Origin of the sequence: Saezia sanguinis (assembly GCF_003991585.1) — a bacterium.
Taxonomy (GTDB): Bacteria; Pseudomonadota; Gammaproteobacteria; order Burkholderiales; family Burkholderiaceae_C; genus Saezia; species Saezia sanguinis.
In genome coordinates, this window is record NZ_PQSP01000001.1 from 1 (window position 1) to 17,762 (window position 17,762).

Consider the following 17,762-nt stretch of genomic DNA (forward strand, 5'->3'; position numbering starts at 1 on the left):
ATTTCTGCCGAGAGCGCATAACCGCTGCTGTCGTATTTGCTGGTGTGGCTTTGTGCAGCTCCGCTGAGTTGGTTGTCATACCAGGCGTAGTGGCCCCACAGGTCAATGTAGGGGCCTTTGTTCTGCTCTGGCATCCAGCTGCCATAGATGCCGATGCTGTAGCCTTCTACTTTGCCATCGGCAGTGGTGCCGGTCTGGTTGGACTGGTTGTTGATGCGGCTGGTGCCATAGCCACCATAGACGCCGGCAACGATGTCGCCTTGCTTGATGAGGTCTGCCCCGATCTGTACCAGGCTGGTGCTGATGTCGGCCTGTTGCAGGCCGCCGAGCAGTTTGGTTTCGCCATCAGTGTGGTTGGTTCTGATCCACAGGGTCTGGTCAGGTGAGCGGACGTTGTCGCGACGGTCCAGGATGTTGTGGTTGAACATGGTGGCTGCTGCATACTGGTTGCCCAGGTAGGAGCCGATGTTGGGGTTGTAGATGGGGATACGGATGGTGGGCTGCTCCGGGGTATAAGGTGCCGGAGGAGGTACGACCACAAGGCTGTTTTGCAGGTACCAGTTTTGTGTGTTGGCACCTGTGCCGTTGGCGAGAATGTATTCGTAAGCACCATAGGTCAGTGGCGCGCCCAGGGCAAAGCTGCCTGCATCGGAGGTGCCTGTGACTTCCACGACTTTGATGCCGTCCCCCGTGGTGAGTCCGCCGGGGCTGCCGACAACAGGATTGACGTGTATTTTTGTGGCTCCGCTGCCTAAAATGGCGTCATCCAGCACGAGGATGTCGCTCAGGCTGCTGGCATCACCCTGGTTGAGTACGGTGTCTATCCTGAGGTTGCCGCCGTTGGAGATGTATTGGCCGCTGCCGTAGCTGCCGGGGGTGGTGCCTCCGGTGATGACGAGTACATCTCCTGCGAGCCCGTTGGCGCTGAGGTCAATGGTGCCTGCGTTCTCGAAGCTGTTGAGGTTGAGCAGTTGCCCGTGCACAATGCCTGTATTGCTGCTGCTGAGGGCACCAACGGGGACGTATTCGCCTGTGGTTACGGTGGTGGTTTCGCCGCTGATGGTAGCCAAGCGCAGGGTGGCGCCAGTTTGATTGATAAAGGTGTTGGTGCCACTGCCAAAGTCGCTGATGGCAACAGATTTGGTGTCGCGTATGCCATCCAGGTCGGTGTCAGAAAATCTGCGTAGGTCCCACAGTCCTGCTGCCTGGTTGTGAAAGTTCAGGTCGGCATTGTTGTCAGTGATGTAGCCTTCGATGGTACCGCTGTTCTGAATGGTGACGACGGTGCCGTCCGGCCCTTGTGACGAGATGGCTCTGTCATTCATGGCATTGATGGTGCCTGCATTGTTGATGTCATGAACAGCGGCTGCAGTACCGGTGCCGGTGATATGAATACCGCCGCCGGTGCCGCCCAGAACCTGGGCACCGCTGGCGATATTGATTTCTCCGGTGCCATTGCTCCTGATTTGCAGTGCCCATACGCCTTCGGTGGCGTCTACCGTGGCGTTTGTTCCCAGGTTGATGGCCGCCTGCACGGCAGAATTGGTTGAGCCGGTATCCCAGGCTGCAATGCCGATGCTGTTCCCGCCGCCCGTGTTGGTGCCCACCACCTTGATAGTGCCGTTATCAAAATTAACCGTGACTTTGCCGCTGGTGCTGCCTGCGTCAATGCCATGGTTGTGCGTGGTGGTTGTGGCTTGCCCGGTGGTAATGTCGCCGCTTGCGTTGACGGTGACTTCCCCACTGGTAGACCTGGCATGGATACCGCGGCCGTCAGCGGTGGTGATGCCGCCACTGTGCGTAACGGTGGTAGCGCCATCCTGGCTTTGTGCATAAATGCCTGCGGAGTCGGTTCCTGTGACAGTCAGTATGCCGGTATTGATCACTTCCAGGCTGCCGGAGCTGGTCAGCGTATCAATGGCGCGGGCCGTGGTGCTGATGGCAGCAGTGTTGCCAACCGTGACAGCGCCTGTGCCTGATGCGGATGCGCTGATGCCCATGCCCCCGGTTGAGGAGATGGCACCCTGGTTATCGATGGTTAATGTGCCATCGACCAACTGGGCATAAATGCCATATCGGGACGACTGGATGGTGCCGGTAGACGCCAGCGCAATATTGCTGCCGCCGCTGGATGTCGCATTGATGCCTGCAGAACTGGTATTTGTGCCGGTTACGGTGATATTGGCAGCGTTGTTCAGGGTCTGGCTTCCTGCGCCTTGCATGGAAATGCCGGTACCGATGCCTGCGCCTGTGAGGGCCTTGATTTCTCCGGCCAGCGTGGTTACGTTATTGGCGGTAGAGCCCAAGACGTAAATGCCGGTGGCATTGCCATTTGTCGAGTTGGCGGTGATATCCGAATACGTTTGGATGGTGTTGGTTGATGCAAGGGGCGAATAAATGCCGTATGCCGCGCCTGAAATGGTCGTTGCCGTAATGCTGCCGCCCGGTGCTTGTTCTGTGAGCTGCACATTGGTGGTGGCGCCAAAACCAATAGCAAGTGCATTGGCGCTGGTGCTCTGTGTTGTAGCGCTGATGTGGTTTTGCCCTTGAAGCGTCAGGCTGATACTTGGTGAACCGGGAGCGGGTGACCCAGGTGAGCGGGAATACACATAAACACCCATGGCCTGGCTGTTGGTCGAGGTGCTGCTGATGGTGCTGGACTCTATCGTCAGGTTATGTGTTTGTCCAGTAGAAAAGCTTTCGGATAACAGCGCAACGGTGTTGGAGGCAGTGTTGCCGGAGGAGGTGAACAGAATGCTGGAGTTGCGTATCTCGGTGGTGATGGTGGTTCCGCTTAACCCGGATGCAACGATCACGCCCCGATCTACCGATGTGGTGGAGGTGATATTGAAGTTCAACCCATTCGCAACCAGTGTCGGGTTTGCGTAGCCTGTACCAGGATCGCCAATTTGCACAAAGCCATGGCTGATGCCTGAGCCGCCTGCACCTGAGGTCATGGTCAGGTCTGATATCGTCAGGGTGCCTCCGCGCAACTCCTTGATAAAGTCAGCCGTGCCGGTGCAGGTGGTTCCGGCCGGGCATGATGTGATGGCATATGCCGGTATGCTCAGATAAAGCAGGGAGGCAGGAAGCAGCCACATGGCTGTTTTTTTGAGTTGAAAATATTCCAAAGCCTGTTTTTTATCGCGTAAATGGGTATTGCTTTTGCGTTTGTTATTTTTCATATCCGCCTTAAATTCCTTCGCCCGAAAAAATATCTTAAGTGTATGATATATCAATATTTTTAAGTAAATCTAACAGAGCAAAGAGGGTGAAATTGTGGAATAGTTGGTATTTTGAGCAGTTAAGAGAAAGCCTGGTTTGCGTTAACGCAACTGTTTCTTTCATGGCATTCGAATGAACCCCTATTTTTCCATGAACCAGAGAGGGGATTTTTGCGCTCTACAATGATGGTGTCAGTTATGTTTTTGCGACTCAGCAATTTTGAACACCATGCATCCATGGGCTGACCAGCCTTCAGGCTCGAGGTAACAGGACTGGTTCGATAATAACCGTTCTGAGGTACTGAAGGCCGATTTCCACAACGACCTCATGCCACCTACACCGGTTTACGTTCATATCTATTTCTTCAGTGAAACATCAAACCGATTTTATTTTGAATGATAAAAGGAGTTGAAAAATGAAGATGAAAAAAACATTGGTATTTTCTTTTGCAGCAGTTTCATTGCTGGGCGGTTCTTTGGCCATGGCGGCTCAGCCCCGGGTGCCTTCCAAGGAGGCCATGTCTCCTTTTGTGCAAACCGCACAGGCCGTTCAGCCACAGCGTATCTCGGGGGAGGAGCGCCAGCATGCAGCGCAGGATAGCGCTTATCAGGCCAACCAGCGTGCATCTGGTCAGACGGCCCGGCCTGCCGCAGCGCATTGGGGCAACGAGATGGCCCCGGAATCTGTCCGCCCGGCTGAGCATCTGAGCGAAGGGCAGGTGTTGCCCCAGGAATACCGCGGCCGCCAATACAGCATTGAAGACTGGAAAGCTTACGGTTTAAATCCGCCGGCCGCAGGACACCGCTGGGTGCTGATTGGCGGTGATTTTATTCAGATCAACAATTCAAGCGGAAAAATTGCTTCCATCCTGCTGAGCCAGTAATCACCTGCTGACAGGGTGCTAAAAGGATATTGACAGGGGAGCCTGGAGCGGCTCTTTGATGTGTTCAATGTTTCAATGTGAAAGGGGGCAGTGATGCCCCCTTTTGCTGTTTGCGTGGTGTTTTCGGGTTATTTCAGCCCTTTGAAGCGCATGCGTTTGGGGCGTGCGCCTTCTTCACCCAGCCGTTTTTTCTTGTCGGCTTCATATTCCTGGTAGTTGCCGTCATAGAATACCCACTGGCTGTCGCCTTCGGCGGCCAGAATGTGGGTACAGATGCGGTCAAGGAACCAGCGGTCATGACTGACCACCATGATGGAGCCGGCAAATTCCAGCAGCGCATCTTCCAGCGCACGCAGGGTTTCCACATCCAGATCGTTGGAGGGTTCGTCCAGCAGCAGCACGTTGCCGCCGGCGGCCAGCATTTTGGCCATGTGCAAGCGGCCGCGTTCACCACCGGAGAGATTTTTCACCAGCTTCTGCTGATCGTTGCCTTTAAAGTTAAAGCGACCCAGATAAGCGCGGCTGGGAATGACAAATTTTCCGACGGTGAGGTTGTCCAGACCACCGGATACGTCTTCCCATACCGTTTTGTCGCCTTCCAGCGCATCGCGGCTCTGGTCGACGGTGGAGAGTTTCACTGTGGAGCCGATTTTCACCTCGCCGCTGTCGGGCTGCTCTTTTTGCAGAATCAGCTTGAACAGCGTGGATTTCCCGGCACCGTTGGGGCCGATCACCCCGACAATGGCGCCCGGAGGAATCTTGAAGCTCAGGTTATCGATCAGAATACGGTCACCAAAGCTTTTGGTCACGTTGGTGAATTCGATCACTTCGTTGCCCAGGCGGTCTGCCACCGGAATGAATATTTCATTGGTTTCGTTGCGTTTCTGGTAATCGAAATCAGACAGTTCCTCAAAGCGGGCCAGACGCGCTTTGCTCTTGGCCTGGCGCCCCTTGGGATTTTGCCGTACCCACTCCAGCTCTTTTTTCATCGCTTTCATGCGGGCATCTTCTGATTTCTGTTCCTGCTCCAGGCGTTTTTCTTTTTGGTCCAGCCAGTTGCTGTAATTGCCTTTCCACGGAATACCGTGTCCGCGGTCCAGTTCCAGAATCCACTCAGCCGCGTTATCCAGAAAGTAGCGGTCGTGGGTAATGGCGACCACAGTGCCGGGGAAGCGGTGCAGAAACTGCTCCAGCCATTCGACCGATTCGGCATCCAGGTGGTTGGTGGGCTCGTCCAGCAACAGCATGTCGGGTTTGGACAGCAGCAGGCGGCACAGTGCAACACGGCGTTTTTCACCACCGGAGAGCGGGCCGATGGGTGCATCCCATGGCGGCAGGCGCAGGGCGTCGGCGGCAATTTCCAGTTGTGCATCGGTGCTCTCACCGCTGCCGGCAGCAATGATCGCTTCCAGTTCGGCCTGTTCGGCCGCCAGCTTGTCAAAGTCGGCGTCGGGGTCGGCATATTCGGCATACACTTCATCGAGCCGTTTTTGTGCAGCCAGTACGCCGCCAATGCCTTCTTCCACAGCCTGGCGCACGGTTTGATCGGGGTTCAACTGGGGTTCCTGCGGCAGATAGCCGACGCGTAGGCCGGGCATGGGTGTGGCTTCGCCCTCAATTTCGGTATCAATACCGGCCATGATTTTCAGCAGGGTGGATTTCCCTGCACCATTGAGCCCCAGAACACCAATCTTTGCCCCTGGGAAAAATGACAAGGAAATGTCTTTCAAAATCTGCCGTTTCGGCGGCACGATTTTGCTGACGCGGTTCATCGTATAGACGTATTGAGCCATGTGTATGATTTCAAATCGGTAAAGTGTTTAACGGCCTGATATTCGATGCGAATGAACCAGGGCGCTTGTTGTCTGTTGGGACAACCTTTAATTGTCGCATCATTAGGAGGGAATTGCCATAGATGCGTGGTTTTCTCCATATATCTTGATTGATATGGCAGGGGGCAGGCTGTTTTGCCGGCTATGCATGCCAGGGATATCCAAGGATAGCCAGGGTTATTGGGGTGCTGTACGGAGTTTTTCAGCGTGTTTCGGCGTAACAGCGGTTGCGCAGGTCACTATCGCGGATGTTGCCGCACGAACCCGAGCCTGTTGTGGCATAACAGTAGGCGCGCTGGTCGTTGTCACGGATACTGCTGCATGAGCCTTTACCGGTTTCGGCATAGCACTGATCGCGCAGGTTTCTGCTGCTGATACTGCCGCATGAGCCTGTGCCGGAGGTGGCGTAGCAGTAGGCGCGCTGGTCATTATCACGAATGCTGCTGCATGAGCCTTTACCTGTTTCGGCATAACACTGGTTGCGCAGATCGTTATCGCGGATATTGCCGCATGAGCCTGAGCCGGAGGTGGCGTAGCAATAGGCACGCTGGTCGTTGTCACGAATGCTGCTGCAATTGGCGTATGCCCCCAGGCTGAAAGCGGTGAGCAGCAAAGCCAGAAAGACGCGTATCAATGTGTGCATGGATGCGGCTGCCTTTATGTATATCAGGTTGGTACCAGGGTATCTCAGTGATGCTGTGCTCAGCAAACCAAATTATACCGGGCAATGTGCATAACACCGTATAGATTTATAGATACTTGGAAAGCGCTACGGTTTGCATGTGATGGTCATGCAGGCGATAGAGCATTTCATGCTCTGTGCTGAACATCCATTGTGCAGGGTTTTCAAGCGGGATTTCTGCCAGCAGTTGCCCTTGCAGGTCGATGGCAAATATGCCTTTGTTGCTGATGGCAACCAGCGCTTTCAAAGAGGGGGCGTAATGCAACTGGCCTTTGACCTCGCCATAGTCTACTTTTTCAAACCAGTCGCCATCCAGCATCTTGAACTGGGGCAGCAAGCCGTCGCTTTGTGCATCCTTGAAATTGTAAAACTGCAAGCGCCTGGGAATCCATTGCTGAATTTCGTCTTCGTCATACAGCGCCGGGTCGGGGTCGTCAACACCAATGACAAAAACGTCGTCGTTGATAAAGGTGGCGGGCCTGTCCCAGTTGTAGCCGTTGCTGTAATCAACATGCATGGTGCTGGGTTCGTACTGGTTCAAAAAAGTGCCAACCTCGCCGCAGCGAACATTGTCCTGCGGCCCCCAGATCCATCCATTGATGAGAAAGTTGTTTTTCCCAGGGGAGATATGCAAGCGGCTGTGAAAGTAATCGAGGTAGTTTTTTTGCTGAGAGTGATCAATGGTGCGTTGGGTCAGCAGGGTGCCTGTGGCCGGGTCTGTAACGTCCAGCCGGTTCCATTGTGTCTGGTGCATCAGCAGGGTTTTGTTGTTGTGCCTGACAAAGCCGAGTGCAAAAGAGCAGACATCGCTGTGGTAATTTTCCCTGCTCAGGCGCATGACATAGCCGCTGTCGGTATCAATGACGGCGGCATTCAGGCCAAAGGTTTCGGCCACTGCAATATAAGGGGCGCTGAAATAAATTGAAGAATGGTTTGAAGGGTGCAGCATTGTCAACTGGAATGTCTGGACAATGTGGTGGTCTTTCAGGCTATACAGGTGCAATGCCTGCTGTTCGTCCAGCAGGGCGAACAGATTGCGGTCTGTATCAGAAACCTGGTATGCGCAGATGGGAATGCTTTTAATGACTTCGGAGCTTTGCATGATCTGCGCAGTGTAACAAAGGGGCTTATTTTTTGCTTTATTTGTAAGGAAGAATGAGGCGATGATTAAGGTAAAAGCAAAATGCCGCCGGTTAATGTGATAAGACAATGTAAAACATGTTGAATGCCTGCAGGCAGACGGCCTGCAATATCTGCAGATGCAGATAATTTGCAAACGACATTAACCGGATGGTTAAGGGGCATCCATGTGGTTCAAGAATCTGTCTGCATCCATTTTTAGAAAACCTGTTTCAGCGGCAGGTTGGGGTAAGCCTGATCTAGGCGTTTGGCAACCGCAGCCAGCTTGCAGGTGGACAGGGCAGGGAACAGGTGGTGTTCATAATGGTAAAGCATGTTGTAGGTGATGAACGATTTAAAGCGGTTGCGGATAGTGCGTGAATGCATGGTTTCATCACAGTCGTGGTGTACCAGCCAAACGGCAAAAAAGGAAGTCAGGCATTCGCCCAGACACATGACCAGCAGGTGTGCTTTTAAAAAGAAGATATCCAGAACAAATAAAACCACGATGAACCATGCCAGGCACACAACGATTTCAAACATGATCCAGCGGCGGTAATGGGTGTTGCCGACTTCAAGCGCTTTTTTCAGCAAGCGCCAGGGGAACAACGGCCCTGTGATGATGGCTTTCCACCAGGGCATGCGGGCGCTGATGGCTTCGACATCCTCATGGTTCATGTTGTATTTATGGTGTCTTAAGTGGTTGAGCTGGACGGCATGCAGGGGGCAGAACATCAAAGGGCTCATAATGACCATGAACCATTCGGTGAAAGTGCGGTTAAAGCCGATTGCATAATGGTAGGCGTTATGGACCTGGCGTAAGGCGGTCAGAAAGAACATGAACGAGCATAAAAGCCCCAATGGCCAGATACGGTAATGATAGGCGGCAAATGAGCCTAGCAGCCAGGGCAGGCTCAGGGTGACTTCATGGATACTTTCCCAGCGGCTCATGGGAAGCAGGTCTTTCCAGGCGACCGTGCGAATAATGCTTTTTTCAGATGGAATGCCTTTGGAAGTGGCATCACCTGAAGGCAAAGTGCTTGCATGGTGGCTGTGCTTTGGGGTGGCTGGTTGGTGTGAGGAAGCCGCTTGCAAAGAGGCGGGTTTGGTGATGGTGAAGCGGGCAGGTAAATGACTGGACATGATTTGATCCTCCTGAGTGACAGGATGTGTAAAACCATATTCCTGATGTTGATGAAAAAGGAATATGTCAAAGTCTGGCCAGACAAGACATATTTTATACTTACATAAATTTCTGTCAATACTGAAATTTATGTAGATTGATGGCATGAAAATAGGTAAAACCAGGGATTTACAAGCAGCAGGGCACTCTATAAACTGTCATGCAGTTGCATGAAGGCATGAAATCTGAAAGAGGTGCGCATGAGTGATTTTTTGACACGTTTGGTAGCGGCTTTGGGTGAGGATATTGTCGTGACAAGTCCGCAGGACGTTGAGCCCTGGCTGTCCGACTGGCGTGGCCTATACAAGGGGCAGGCACAGGCGGTGGTGCGCCCGCGAACGACGCAACAGGTGTCTGACTGTGTAAAGCTGTGCCATGAATATGGGGTACCGGTTGTCCCACGTGGCGGTAATACCGGGCTGTGCGGTGCCGCAACACCTGACGAGCGGGCAGAGAACATCATCATCAGCCTGGACCGCATGAATGCCATTCGCGATATTGACACGGTGGGCAATACCATGACGCTGGAGGCGGGCTGCATTTTGAGCAATGTGCAGGATGCGGCCAGTAATGCCGGGCGCATGTTCCCTTTGAGCCTGGCAGCGCAGGGAACCTGTGAAATTGGCGGTAACCTGGCAACCAACGCCGGTGGTGTGAACGTGGTGAGGTACGGCATGGTGCGCGAACTGGTGCTGGGGCTGGAAGTGGTGTTGCCCGATGGGCAGATTCTGAACCAGTTGCATGCCCTGCGCAAAGACAATACCGGATACGATCTGAAGCAGTTGTTTATAGGCTCGGAAGGTACACTGGGCATCATTACGGCTGCTGTGGTCAGGTTGTTGCCGAAAATGCAGGTCCGCACGGTCGCATTTATCGCAGTGGAAAGTGCTGACAAGGCGCTGGCCTGCTATGAGCAACTGACCGCGCAATGCGGGCAGCGCATTCAGGCTTATGAGTATATGACGCAGGAATGCATTGAGCTGGTTCACAAGCATTTTGCCGATCTGCGCTCGCCGTTGCAGCAGCCTTATCCGGGCTATGTGCTGGTGGAGTTTGCCGATACGGCAGATGAAGCGGCCTTGAATACACTGGTGGAAGAGTCGGTAGGCTCACTGTTTGAGCAGGACCTGTGCATGGACGCAGCGATCTCCACCTCGCTGGCGCAGATAGAAACCATGTGGCGTTTGCGTGAGGAAATTCCTGAAGCACAGCGGTTGGAAAGCGCGCAGTTGAAGCACGATGTTTCCATTCCGATCAAAGACCTGCCGACGTTCATGGTGCAGGCGCAATCGGTGTTGCATTCACGCTATCCTGATGTGCAGTTGATTGTTTTCGGGCATTTTGGTGACGGTAACCTGCACTACAACGTGAATGCCCCGTCCAACGTGAATGCCCCGTCCAACGTGAATGCCCCGTCAGGCGCAGGCAACGTTTATTTCACGGACAACGGGGTCGGTGAAAACATCACGCATGAAGTGATGCAACTGGTATACCGGTTTGGCGGCAGTTTCAGTGCCGAGCATGGCGTGGGGCAGTTGAAGAAGGACTACTTCCAACAGTACAAATCACCACTGGAAATTGAATTGATGCGCCAGCTTAAAGCGGTGTTTGACCCGAAGGGCATCATGAACCCGGGGAAAATATTCTGATGCAATGGCGGTGCTGCCTTTTTCACCGGTGCTGGGCGAAAAAGGCAACAGGGTAGGGCATTACTGGGACATTACTGTTGTCTGTACTACTGCTCTACCACTGCCAGCCCATGCCCAGTTGCAGTTCATAGCGTTTGAAGTTTTCGCGGCCATATGTCATGCCCACATGACTCCATGCGCTTAAACTTTCGTTGACCTGCCCGCGGAAGCCGAGTTTAAGCTCGCCGGCATTTTTGCCGATATCGCTTTGCATGGCGACACCGTTAAGGCTGACGCCGTTGTCCAGCGTATTGTGCAGCCAGTTGGCCTCAATAAAAGGGTTGATACCGTACTCGTTTGCTGTTTGCTGCCAATGGAGCCTTGCCCCCAGGCGTGTCTGCCAGCCGCTGCCCCGGTTGTTGCTGTACCTGGTGCCGTGTGAGTCGGTGAAGCTATCGGCACTGATATGTGTATAGCTGACTTGCGCATGGGGCTGAAGTATCCAACTGGTGGTGCCTTGCTGCCAGAGTTCAAGCCCGTAGCCGACTTCGCTGGAAATGGCGTAACCGGTGCTGTTGTATTTGGTCTGGCTGTACTGTGCATTGCCGGCGAGTTTGTTGTTGTACCACGCGTAGTAAGCCCATCCATCTACATACAGGCCTTTGTTGTGGTCTTGCTCATTGCGTCCGGGTGTCCAGTTGCCGTACACGCCAAGATGATAGCCATTGACTGTGCCGTTTGCGGTTGTGCCGGTTTGTCTGGAGGTGTTGTCAACCTTGCTGTGCCCGTAGCCGCCGTAAACACCTGCAACAAGGCGGTCGTGTTGCAAGAGGTCAGCGCCGATCTGGAGAATGCCGGTTTTGATGTCAACTTCCTGTTTACCGCCAAGCAGGTCGCTTTTGACGGTGTTGTAACTGGTTCTGGCCCACAGGGTCTGGTCAGGCGAGCGGGGGCTGTTTTTTCTGTCAGACACGTTGTGGTGGAACATGCTGGCTGCAGCATACTGGTTGCCCAGATACGAGCCGATATTGGGGTTGTAAAGCACACCCCCATAAAGCATGCCTGCGAGCCGGCTGCTGAGGTCGTCATGGGTTGACTCGTCGTTGCCCGTGGGATCGGTGTTGGTCAGGTACCAGTTCTGGTTGGCGTTGTAGCTGAGTATGTATTCATATGCGCCTGCAGTGACGGGTGCGCCGAGTACAAAGGCGTTGTTGTCAGAAGTGGTGGCAACCTGCACCACTTCAATGCCATTGCTGCTGGTATCGGCACCCACGCCACCAGCGTTGATGACATACAACCGGGTTGCCCCGTTGGCTCCGGTCGTCACACTGTCCGCGACTAACCGATCCGTGGGCGAACTGTCATCTCCCAGGACGGTGCGCAGATAAAGGCTGCCACCATTGCTGAGGTAGTTGCCATTGACGGTCAGTGTTGCGCCGACCGGATTGGCCGAAGCTGCTGAACTGATGCGCACGGTGCCGCTGTTCACCAATGAGGCAATGCGCTGGTCGTGGCTGTCCAGGTCGAGGGTGGCATTGCTACCCACGGTATACGCCGATGGTGCACTGAATGCGCCGGCAATGCCTGCTTTGAGCGTGCCGCTGGTGATGGTGGTAGCGCCGCTGTAGGTGTTGACACCGCCGAGGGTGAGTGAGCCGCTGCCGGTTTTCGTCAATCCTCCCACGCCGCTGAAAATGGAGCTGTCAGTGGCAATTGCATAGCCGTTATCGTCAACTGTGAGCCCTCCGGCATCGATGAACAGTTCTCCGGGAGCAAAGCCGGTGATGAACGATGCATTGTCTGCAAGTGCGCGCAGGATACCGTTGTCAAATGTTACGGTGACTGTGCCACTGCCTGCGGTGAGTGCCTGGGTTTGCAGCGTACCGCCGGAGGTAAGGCTCAGGTTTGCACTGCCTGTTGTGTTAACCCCAACGGCTACACCGCCGGTTGCATTGACCAGCCCGCTGTTGCGGATGGTGAGTACGCCTGTGCCCTCGTTGCCAATGGTGAGGGTTCCGTTGCTGATCCAGCTTGAGCCGCTGCCATCCACTATGACAGTGCCCAACCCGCCTGCATAACGGCCAATGGTGGCTGATGTATTGTTGCTGACAGTGCCGCCGTTACGGATGGTGAGCTCACCTGTGCCTTCATCGCCAACGTAGAGAATACCGTTGTTGATCCAGCTTGAGCCGCTGCCGTCTACCGTGACGGTGCCCGACGAGCTTGCTTCAGTGCCAATGTAGCCCGTTGTGTTGCTGACAGTGCCGCCGTTGCGGATAGTGAGTACGCCTGTGCCCTCGTAACCGACGTCGAGAGTACCGTTATTGATCCAGTTTGAACTGATGCCGTCCACCGTTACAGTGCCCGACGAACCCGAATAGCGGCCAACAAAAGCGGATGTATTGTTACTGGCAGTGCCGCTGTTGCTGATGGTCAGTTCACCCGTGCCGTAATTGCCAACGGTGAGGGCGCCACTGCTGGTCCAGCTTGAGCCGCTGCCATCCACCGTGACGGTACCTGACCCGCCTGCATAGCGGCCAATGGTGGCTGATGTGTTACTGACGGTGCCGCCGTTACGGATGATCAACTCGCCTGTGCCTTCGTCGCCAAGGTAGAGAAGACCGTTGTTGATCCAGCTTGAGCCGTTGCCGTCCACTGTCACGCCGCTCGTCGAGCCTGAATATCGGCCAATAAGGGCAGATGTATTGTTGCTGACAGTGCCGCCGTTGCTGATGGTCAGTATGCCTGTGCCGTAGCTGCCAACGATGAGAGAGCTGCTGCTGGTCCAGTTGGAGCCGATGCCGTCCACGGTTACAGTGCCCGACGAGCCTGCACTGTTGCCGATGTAGGCTGATGTGTTGCTGACAGTGCCGCCGTTGCTGATGGTGAACTCGCCTGTGCCATTGTTGCCAACGTACATAGCGCCGCTGCTGGTCCAGCTTGAGCCGCTGCCGTCCACCGTGACATTGCCTGTAGAGCCTGCACTGTAGCCAATGTGGCCTGATGTGCTGCTGACTTCGCCGCTGGACTGGATATTCATGGCACCATTGATATACAGATTCCCGATGCTCCATGGTGTGGCGTATGTGCCTGGAATGGTGACAGTTTCACCTGTGTTGATGGTTGTGTTCTGGGCCTGGACTGCAGGGGTGATAGACAGGATAGATAGGTAGATGCAGAGTGCGATGAAGGAGATTTTGGAGGGGATTCTGACGGGGCGTTTTTCTGTAGGGTGTTTCAGGCGGGTTGTCGGCCTATACGCTGATTTCCATGTGGCTGTATTTTTAGGAGGAGGATGAGATAGATAACAAAGGCGTGTGCATTGTTTTTTGTCTGTCATAGAACTGCCCTCGAATGTTAATTATTGTTAAATATAGAAATTGTGATTTTTTAGTGAGATCAAGCTGCAAAATACGCAGCGCCAATAAATGAAGCCCCTTAATTAAGGGAGTTCATTCAATTGGGCGAGGTTCAAAACAAAAATGTTAATTTTGTGAAATAGTTCACGACAAGTTTCATATCCCGCACAGTTTGGCGGCAGTTTCAGTGCTTGGCACAGGGCGGGGCAGTTAAAGAAAGGTTACTTCCAGCAGTACAAATCACCGCTGGAAATTGAGCTGATGCGCCAGCTTAAAGCCGTGTTTGATCCGAAGGGCATCATGAACCCGGGCAAGATTTTTTAATGCAGATGTTCCGGTTCAATGACGCTGTATTTTCAGAATGCTGTCCGGCAGTGACGTCAGTTCTGGCGCATGGCCAGTTTGTGAGCGCAAGATAGTTTCAATGCGTTTCTGGGTGCCGGGGTGGGTTTGAAAAAACTCGATCTGGTCAGCTTTGACGCCATGTTCAGCAGCCATAACCTGAAAAAATTCTTCGGCGCCAAAGGTATGCCCGTAATAGCCTTGCAGCGCTGCAATGGCATCTTCATCCGCAAGGCGTTCCTGGCGTCTGGAGAACGACAGTTGTGTGAGGTTGCTGGCCATGACATGAATCTGGCTGGCGTCTCCCCCCGTCAGCAGTGATAACAGGATGGAAACAGTTACCCCTGTGCCCAAAGAGGCTAGCGGATCGCGGTTTTTCACATGCGCCAGTTCATGCGCCAAGACCATCGCCAGTGCGTTTTCGCTGTGCACGGTGTTGATCAGTCCTTGGGTCACGATGATATGACCGCCCAGTGTGGCAAAAGCATTGGGGGTAGAGCTTTTGTCAATGTGGATGTGGATTGGCATGTCATCGGGCACGTTCATGGCCTGGGCCAGATGCTCTGCGAGCTGCTGCAGGTCTTGGCGGGCTGTGCTGTATTGTGAACCGCGCGGATTTTCCACCAGTCTGGAGACGATGCCTTGTGCAATCGAGGACTCGACGCTGAATGGAATGAAGTGTACCGACCACCTGAATGCAAAGTAGATGGCTATGAACGCGGCAACGATGATCAGCAGGATGGCTGTGAGCAGTTTGACCAAGGAGAATACCTGCGACTCCTTGGTCACATTGACTTCATGCGGCACCTGGGGGTTAACGTAAGACATGCGCGGCTTGCAGTCAGGTCATTTTGGGAACCACCCATGCTGTGCCATAGGCCAGAATCTCTGCACAGGTGGGGCCCTGGTTCCCCTGTTTTTGTCCTAATGTCGCGGTTTGCAGGTGCACATTGAAGATCATGCTGGCGCCCTGGGCTTCAGCCTGCTCTTTCATGCGCAGAATAGCTTCACGGCGCCCCCGGTCCAGCATCGATTCATAGCTGTTCAGACGGCCGCCAAAAATCTGCTTCAAGCCTGCCAGGATCTGTTTGAAATAGTCGCCGGACATGACCACCGAGCCGCTGACCAGCGTAAACTGTTGGCCCGAAACGATTGCAGGAGGGCGCTTTTCATTAAACAGCAGAATATGCTTGAGCTTTTCTTCGCGTTCTTTGATTTGGCGATAATGCTTTTTCTCACCCATCTTGCCAAAAACCAGTCCGATGGTTAACAAGATCAGGAAAAATACAAGCCAGACGATAAATTCCATGATGCTTATCCTCGCATGACAACAACAGCAGTGCCATAGGCCAGAATTTCAGAGGCGCCGGCGGTGATATTGGCGGTGCTGAAGCGTACATTGATCACGGCATTGGCGCCAATGGCTTGAGCCTGTTGTTTCATGCGGTCAATGGCTTCCTGGCGCGATTCGTTCAATAGCTCGGTATAGCCTTTGAGTTCACCGCCTACAATGTTTTTCAGGCCGGCCATCATGTCGCGGCCAACGTGTTTGGCACGTACGGTACTGCCCTGTACCAGACCCAGATGCTGTGTCACTGTATACCCGGGTAAAAATTCAATGTTGCTGATCAGCATGTTGTTTTGCATTTTGAACCTTTCAAAAACGAAAATAAATACGCAGCGTGCCCGATATTCCTGTCAAAAGGCTGTATGAGGCCAGCCGGCAATTCACTGGCAATTTTAAAGCAGTGCGTTTCAAATAAGGCATGACCGATGTATGTTTACGACAGTCAAGTGCATCATGGCCTGAAAAGGGGTGGGCCGGTTGCTGCCGACAGGTAAAAACAGGCTCAAATAAAAAACCACCGTTGGGGTGACGGTGGTTTTTGTAAAAAGTAATACGAGTTACCGCATTTTGGAAATGCCGTGTTTATGAAGACACTGCGTTTTGTGCCGCGGGCACAGGAGATGCTGCCAGATTCAGCTTTACCTGTGTTGTCCAGCCGCGGTAAGCCAGCGGCAAGTACGCTACCGCAATGGCCAGCAGGGAGACGGCGGCAATATAAAAGCCCGCGCCCATGTAGCTGTAGCTGCCCAGAATGTGATTGGGGTTGAGCAGGTAAAGCGTAAGCTGTGGCGTAATGGCACTGAAAATGGCGTAAGCCACGTTATATGAAAATGACAGGCCGGAAAAGCGGATGCTGGGTGGAAATGCACGTGTACCGACAATGGGGGTGAGGGCGATTGCGCCGCAGAACAGCCCCATGATGCCGTAAAGCGTCATCATGCCTGCCACGCTCAGGCCGGTGTGCAATGCCGCAAAGAAGGTCAATGCGCTGATGGCAAGGCCGCCCCAGGCAATGGTCATGGTCATGCGGGTGCGCAGTTTGTCTTCCAGCCAGCCGAAAACGACGCAGCCAATGGTCAGTGTCAGCGCAACAATACAGCCGCCGATGCTGGCGTGCAGTTCATCAAAGCCATAACGGGCTTTTAAAATGGCGGTTGGCGTCATCAGCACGCCCACCATCACCGTGGTGGACAGTGTCCAGGTCAGCAAGAACACAACCACGCAGGCAAATTTGTGGCTTTTTAAAACGTTGACGATGGGTACCTGTTTGGACAGTTCTTTACGGGCCGCCATTTCTTTAAAGATAGGTGTTTCTTTCAGGTAGCGGCGCAGGTAGACCGAGATCACACCAAACAGGCCACCCACAATGAATGGAATACGCCATGCGTAGTCCAGCGCCTGCTGGTCTGTGAAACAGACCTTGATCAGAATCAGCGCGATAAAGCCCAGCAGGATGCCGCCGGTAATACCGGAGGTGAGAATTCCAATGCCCAGGCCGTAGCGCTGGGAGGGTGTATGTTCGGCAATGAAGACCCACGCGCCGGGCATTTCCCCGCCAATAGCCGCGCCTTGCAAGATACGCATGCACAACAGCAGAATCGGGGCCATAACGCCTAAAGTGGCATAGGTCGGCAGTAGGCCAATGGCAAATGTGGGCAGAGCCATCATGGCAACGCTGAGTGTGAACATGCGTTTGCGGCCGATGGTATCGCCAAAGTGCGCCATGATGATGCCTCCCAGCGGGCGGGCAATATAAGCAGACGCCACAATACCCCAGCCGAGCAGGCTCTGGGTGAAGGCGTTCATGTCATCGGGCAGGAACAGGCCAATAATGACTTTGTCCACGTACAGTGCACAAATGACAAAGTCATAAAATTCCAGCGTTCCTCCTAGCGATGAAAGTGCCAGGGTTTTGTAATCCTCTTTATTCAAGGGACGCGCTTTGGGCTGTCCTTCATGCGTAACATCGGCGGTATTCATGGATGAATAGTTCCTTGTTTTTCAAAAGATATGGCGTGTGCAATCGAAGTCAAAAATCATGATGCTGAAATACAGGCCCGCATGCTGTGCCTACACAGGCTGTGCCGAACTGCAAGGGGCAAGGGTGCAAAAGCATCCAGAACAATTTCCAAAGAAGAACAGCCGGATGCCATTCTAAGTG

General features: G+C 53.7%; 12 protein-coding genes and 1 pseudogene. 3 read left to right on the top strand and 10 right to left on the bottom strand.

Annotation, left to right across the window (positions count from 1 at the left end; translation table 11 throughout):
* Window positions 1–3,185: autotransporter outer membrane beta-barrel domain-containing protein (locus CUZ56_RS00005; RefSeq protein ID WP_126977012.1), on the bottom strand; the 3,185-nt coding region annotated here is incomplete at its 3' end.
* 455 nt (window positions 3,186–3,640) lie between these two features.
* Between CUZ56_RS00005 and CUZ56_RS00010 the strand changes: the two genes are divergently transcribed.
* Window positions 3,641–4,108, top strand: coding sequence for an RcnB family protein (locus CUZ56_RS00010; RefSeq protein ID WP_126977014.1), 468 nt, complete (start codon window positions 3,641–3,643; stop codon window positions 4,106–4,108).
* A 128-nt stretch (window positions 4,109–4,236) separates the two neighbouring features.
* Here CUZ56_RS00010 and ettA read toward each other — a convergent pair whose 3' ends face one another.
* The 4 genes from ettA to CUZ56_RS00030 form a co-directional block, all read right to left on the bottom strand.
* The gene (ettA, locus tag CUZ56_RS00015; protein ID WP_126977016.1) at window positions 4,237–5,901 is read right to left on the bottom strand and encodes an energy-dependent translational throttle protein EttA; all 1,665 of its coding nucleotides are present in this window, start codon (window positions 5,899–5,901) and stop codon (window positions 4,237–4,239) included.
* Between the two features lie 241 nt (window positions 5,902–6,142).
* On the bottom strand, window positions 6,143–6,583 hold the full coding sequence (locus CUZ56_RS00020; RefSeq protein WP_126977018.1) for a hypothetical protein: 441 nt from the start codon (window positions 6,581–6,583) through the stop codon (window positions 6,143–6,145).
* A gap of 106 nt (window positions 6,584–6,689) precedes the next feature.
* A complete protein-coding gene (locus tag CUZ56_RS00025) occupies window positions 6,690–7,724 on the bottom strand; it encodes a hypothetical protein (RefSeq protein ID WP_126977020.1) in 1,035 nt (344 codons plus the stop codon).
* A 236-nt stretch (window positions 7,725–7,960) separates the two neighbouring features.
* Entirely contained in the window at window positions 7,961–8,884 is a 924-nt protein-coding gene (locus CUZ56_RS00030; protein WP_204250786.1) for a fatty acid desaturase family protein, read from the bottom strand.
* Between the two features lie 234 nt (window positions 8,885–9,118).
* On the opposite strand from CUZ56_RS00030, the gene CUZ56_RS00035 reads away from it, so the two are divergent.
* On the top strand, window positions 9,119–10,573 hold the full coding sequence (locus tag CUZ56_RS00035; protein WP_126977022.1) for an FAD-binding oxidoreductase: 1,455 nt from the start codon (window positions 9,119–9,121) through the stop codon (window positions 10,571–10,573).
* 94 nt (window positions 10,574–10,667) lie between these two features.
* Here CUZ56_RS00035 and CUZ56_RS00040 read toward each other — a convergent pair whose 3' ends face one another.
* A complete protein-coding gene (locus CUZ56_RS00040) occupies window positions 10,668–13,892 on the bottom strand; it encodes an autotransporter outer membrane beta-barrel domain-containing protein (RefSeq protein ID WP_126977024.1) in 3,225 nt (1,074 codons plus the stop codon).
* A gap of 196 nt (window positions 13,893–14,088) precedes the next feature.
* Between CUZ56_RS00040 and CUZ56_RS00045 the strand changes: the two are divergent.
* Window positions 14,089–14,235, top strand: a pseudogene (locus CUZ56_RS00045) (FAD-linked oxidase C-terminal domain-containing protein); the annotation flags it as partial.
* A gap of 15 nt (window positions 14,236–14,250) precedes the next feature.
* Here CUZ56_RS00045 and CUZ56_RS00050 read toward each other — a convergent pair.
* From CUZ56_RS00050 to CUZ56_RS00065, 4 genes are all read right to left on the bottom strand, one after another.
* The gene (locus CUZ56_RS00050; RefSeq protein WP_126977026.1) at window positions 14,251–15,081 is read right to left on the bottom strand and encodes a M48 family metallopeptidase; all 831 of its coding nucleotides are present in this window, start codon (window positions 15,079–15,081) and stop codon (window positions 14,251–14,253) included.
* Window positions 15,082–15,094: 13 nt separating this feature from the next.
* Window positions 15,095–15,562 carry a YbjQ family protein gene (locus tag CUZ56_RS00055; protein ID WP_204250787.1) on the bottom strand — a complete coding sequence of 156 codons (468 nt, stop codon included), beginning with the start codon at window positions 15,560–15,562 and terminating at the stop codon, window positions 15,095–15,097.
* A gap of 5 nt (window positions 15,563–15,567) precedes the next feature.
* On the bottom strand, window positions 15,568–15,900 hold the full coding sequence (locus tag CUZ56_RS00060; RefSeq protein WP_204250788.1) for a YbjQ family protein: 333 nt from the start codon (window positions 15,898–15,900) through the stop codon (window positions 15,568–15,570).
* A 283-nt stretch (window positions 15,901–16,183) separates the two neighbouring features.
* Window positions 16,184–17,581, bottom strand: a complete 1,398-nt coding sequence (locus CUZ56_RS00065) for an MFS transporter (RefSeq protein WP_126977028.1) — start codon at window positions 17,579–17,581, stop codon at window positions 16,184–16,186.
* Window positions 17,582–17,762: the final 181 nt, after the last annotated feature.

Excerpts from the sequence above, each read along its gene's own strand:
- ettA (WP_126977016.1), bottom strand. The coding sequence starts at position 5,901 with ATGGCTCAATACGTCTATACGATGAACCGCGTCAGCAAAATCGTGCCG.
- CUZ56_RS00040 (WP_126977024.1), bottom strand. The coding sequence starts at position 13,892 with ATGACAGACAAAAAACAATGCACACGCCTTTGTTATCTATCTCATCCT.
- CUZ56_RS00030 (WP_204250786.1), bottom strand. The coding sequence starts at position 8,884 with ATGTCCAGTCATTTACCTGCCCGCTTCACCATCACCAAACCCGCCTCT.
- CUZ56_RS00060 (WP_204250788.1), bottom strand. The coding sequence starts at position 15,900 with ATGCAAAACAACATGCTGATCAGCAACATTGAATTTTTACCCGGGTAT.
- CUZ56_RS00010 (WP_126977014.1), top strand. The coding sequence starts at position 3,641 with ATGAAGATGAAAAAAACATTGGTATTTTCTTTTGCAGCAGTTTCATTG.
- CUZ56_RS00050 (WP_126977026.1), bottom strand. The coding sequence starts at position 15,081 with ATGTCTTACGTTAACCCCCAGGTGCCGCATGAAGTCAATGTGACCAAG.
- CUZ56_RS00055 (WP_204250787.1), bottom strand. The coding sequence starts at position 15,562 with ATGGAATTTATCGTCTGGCTTGTATTTTTCCTGATCTTGTTAACCATC.
- CUZ56_RS00020 (WP_126977018.1), bottom strand. The coding sequence starts at position 6,583 with ATGCACACATTGATACGCGTCTTTCTGGCTTTGCTGCTCACCGCTTTC.
- CUZ56_RS00065 (WP_126977028.1), bottom strand. The coding sequence starts at position 17,581 with ATGAATACCGCCGATGTTACGCATGAAGGACAGCCCAAAGCGCGTCCC.
- CUZ56_RS00025 (WP_126977020.1), bottom strand. The coding sequence starts at position 7,724 with ATGCAAAGCTCCGAAGTCATTAAAAGCATTCCCATCTGCGCATACCAG.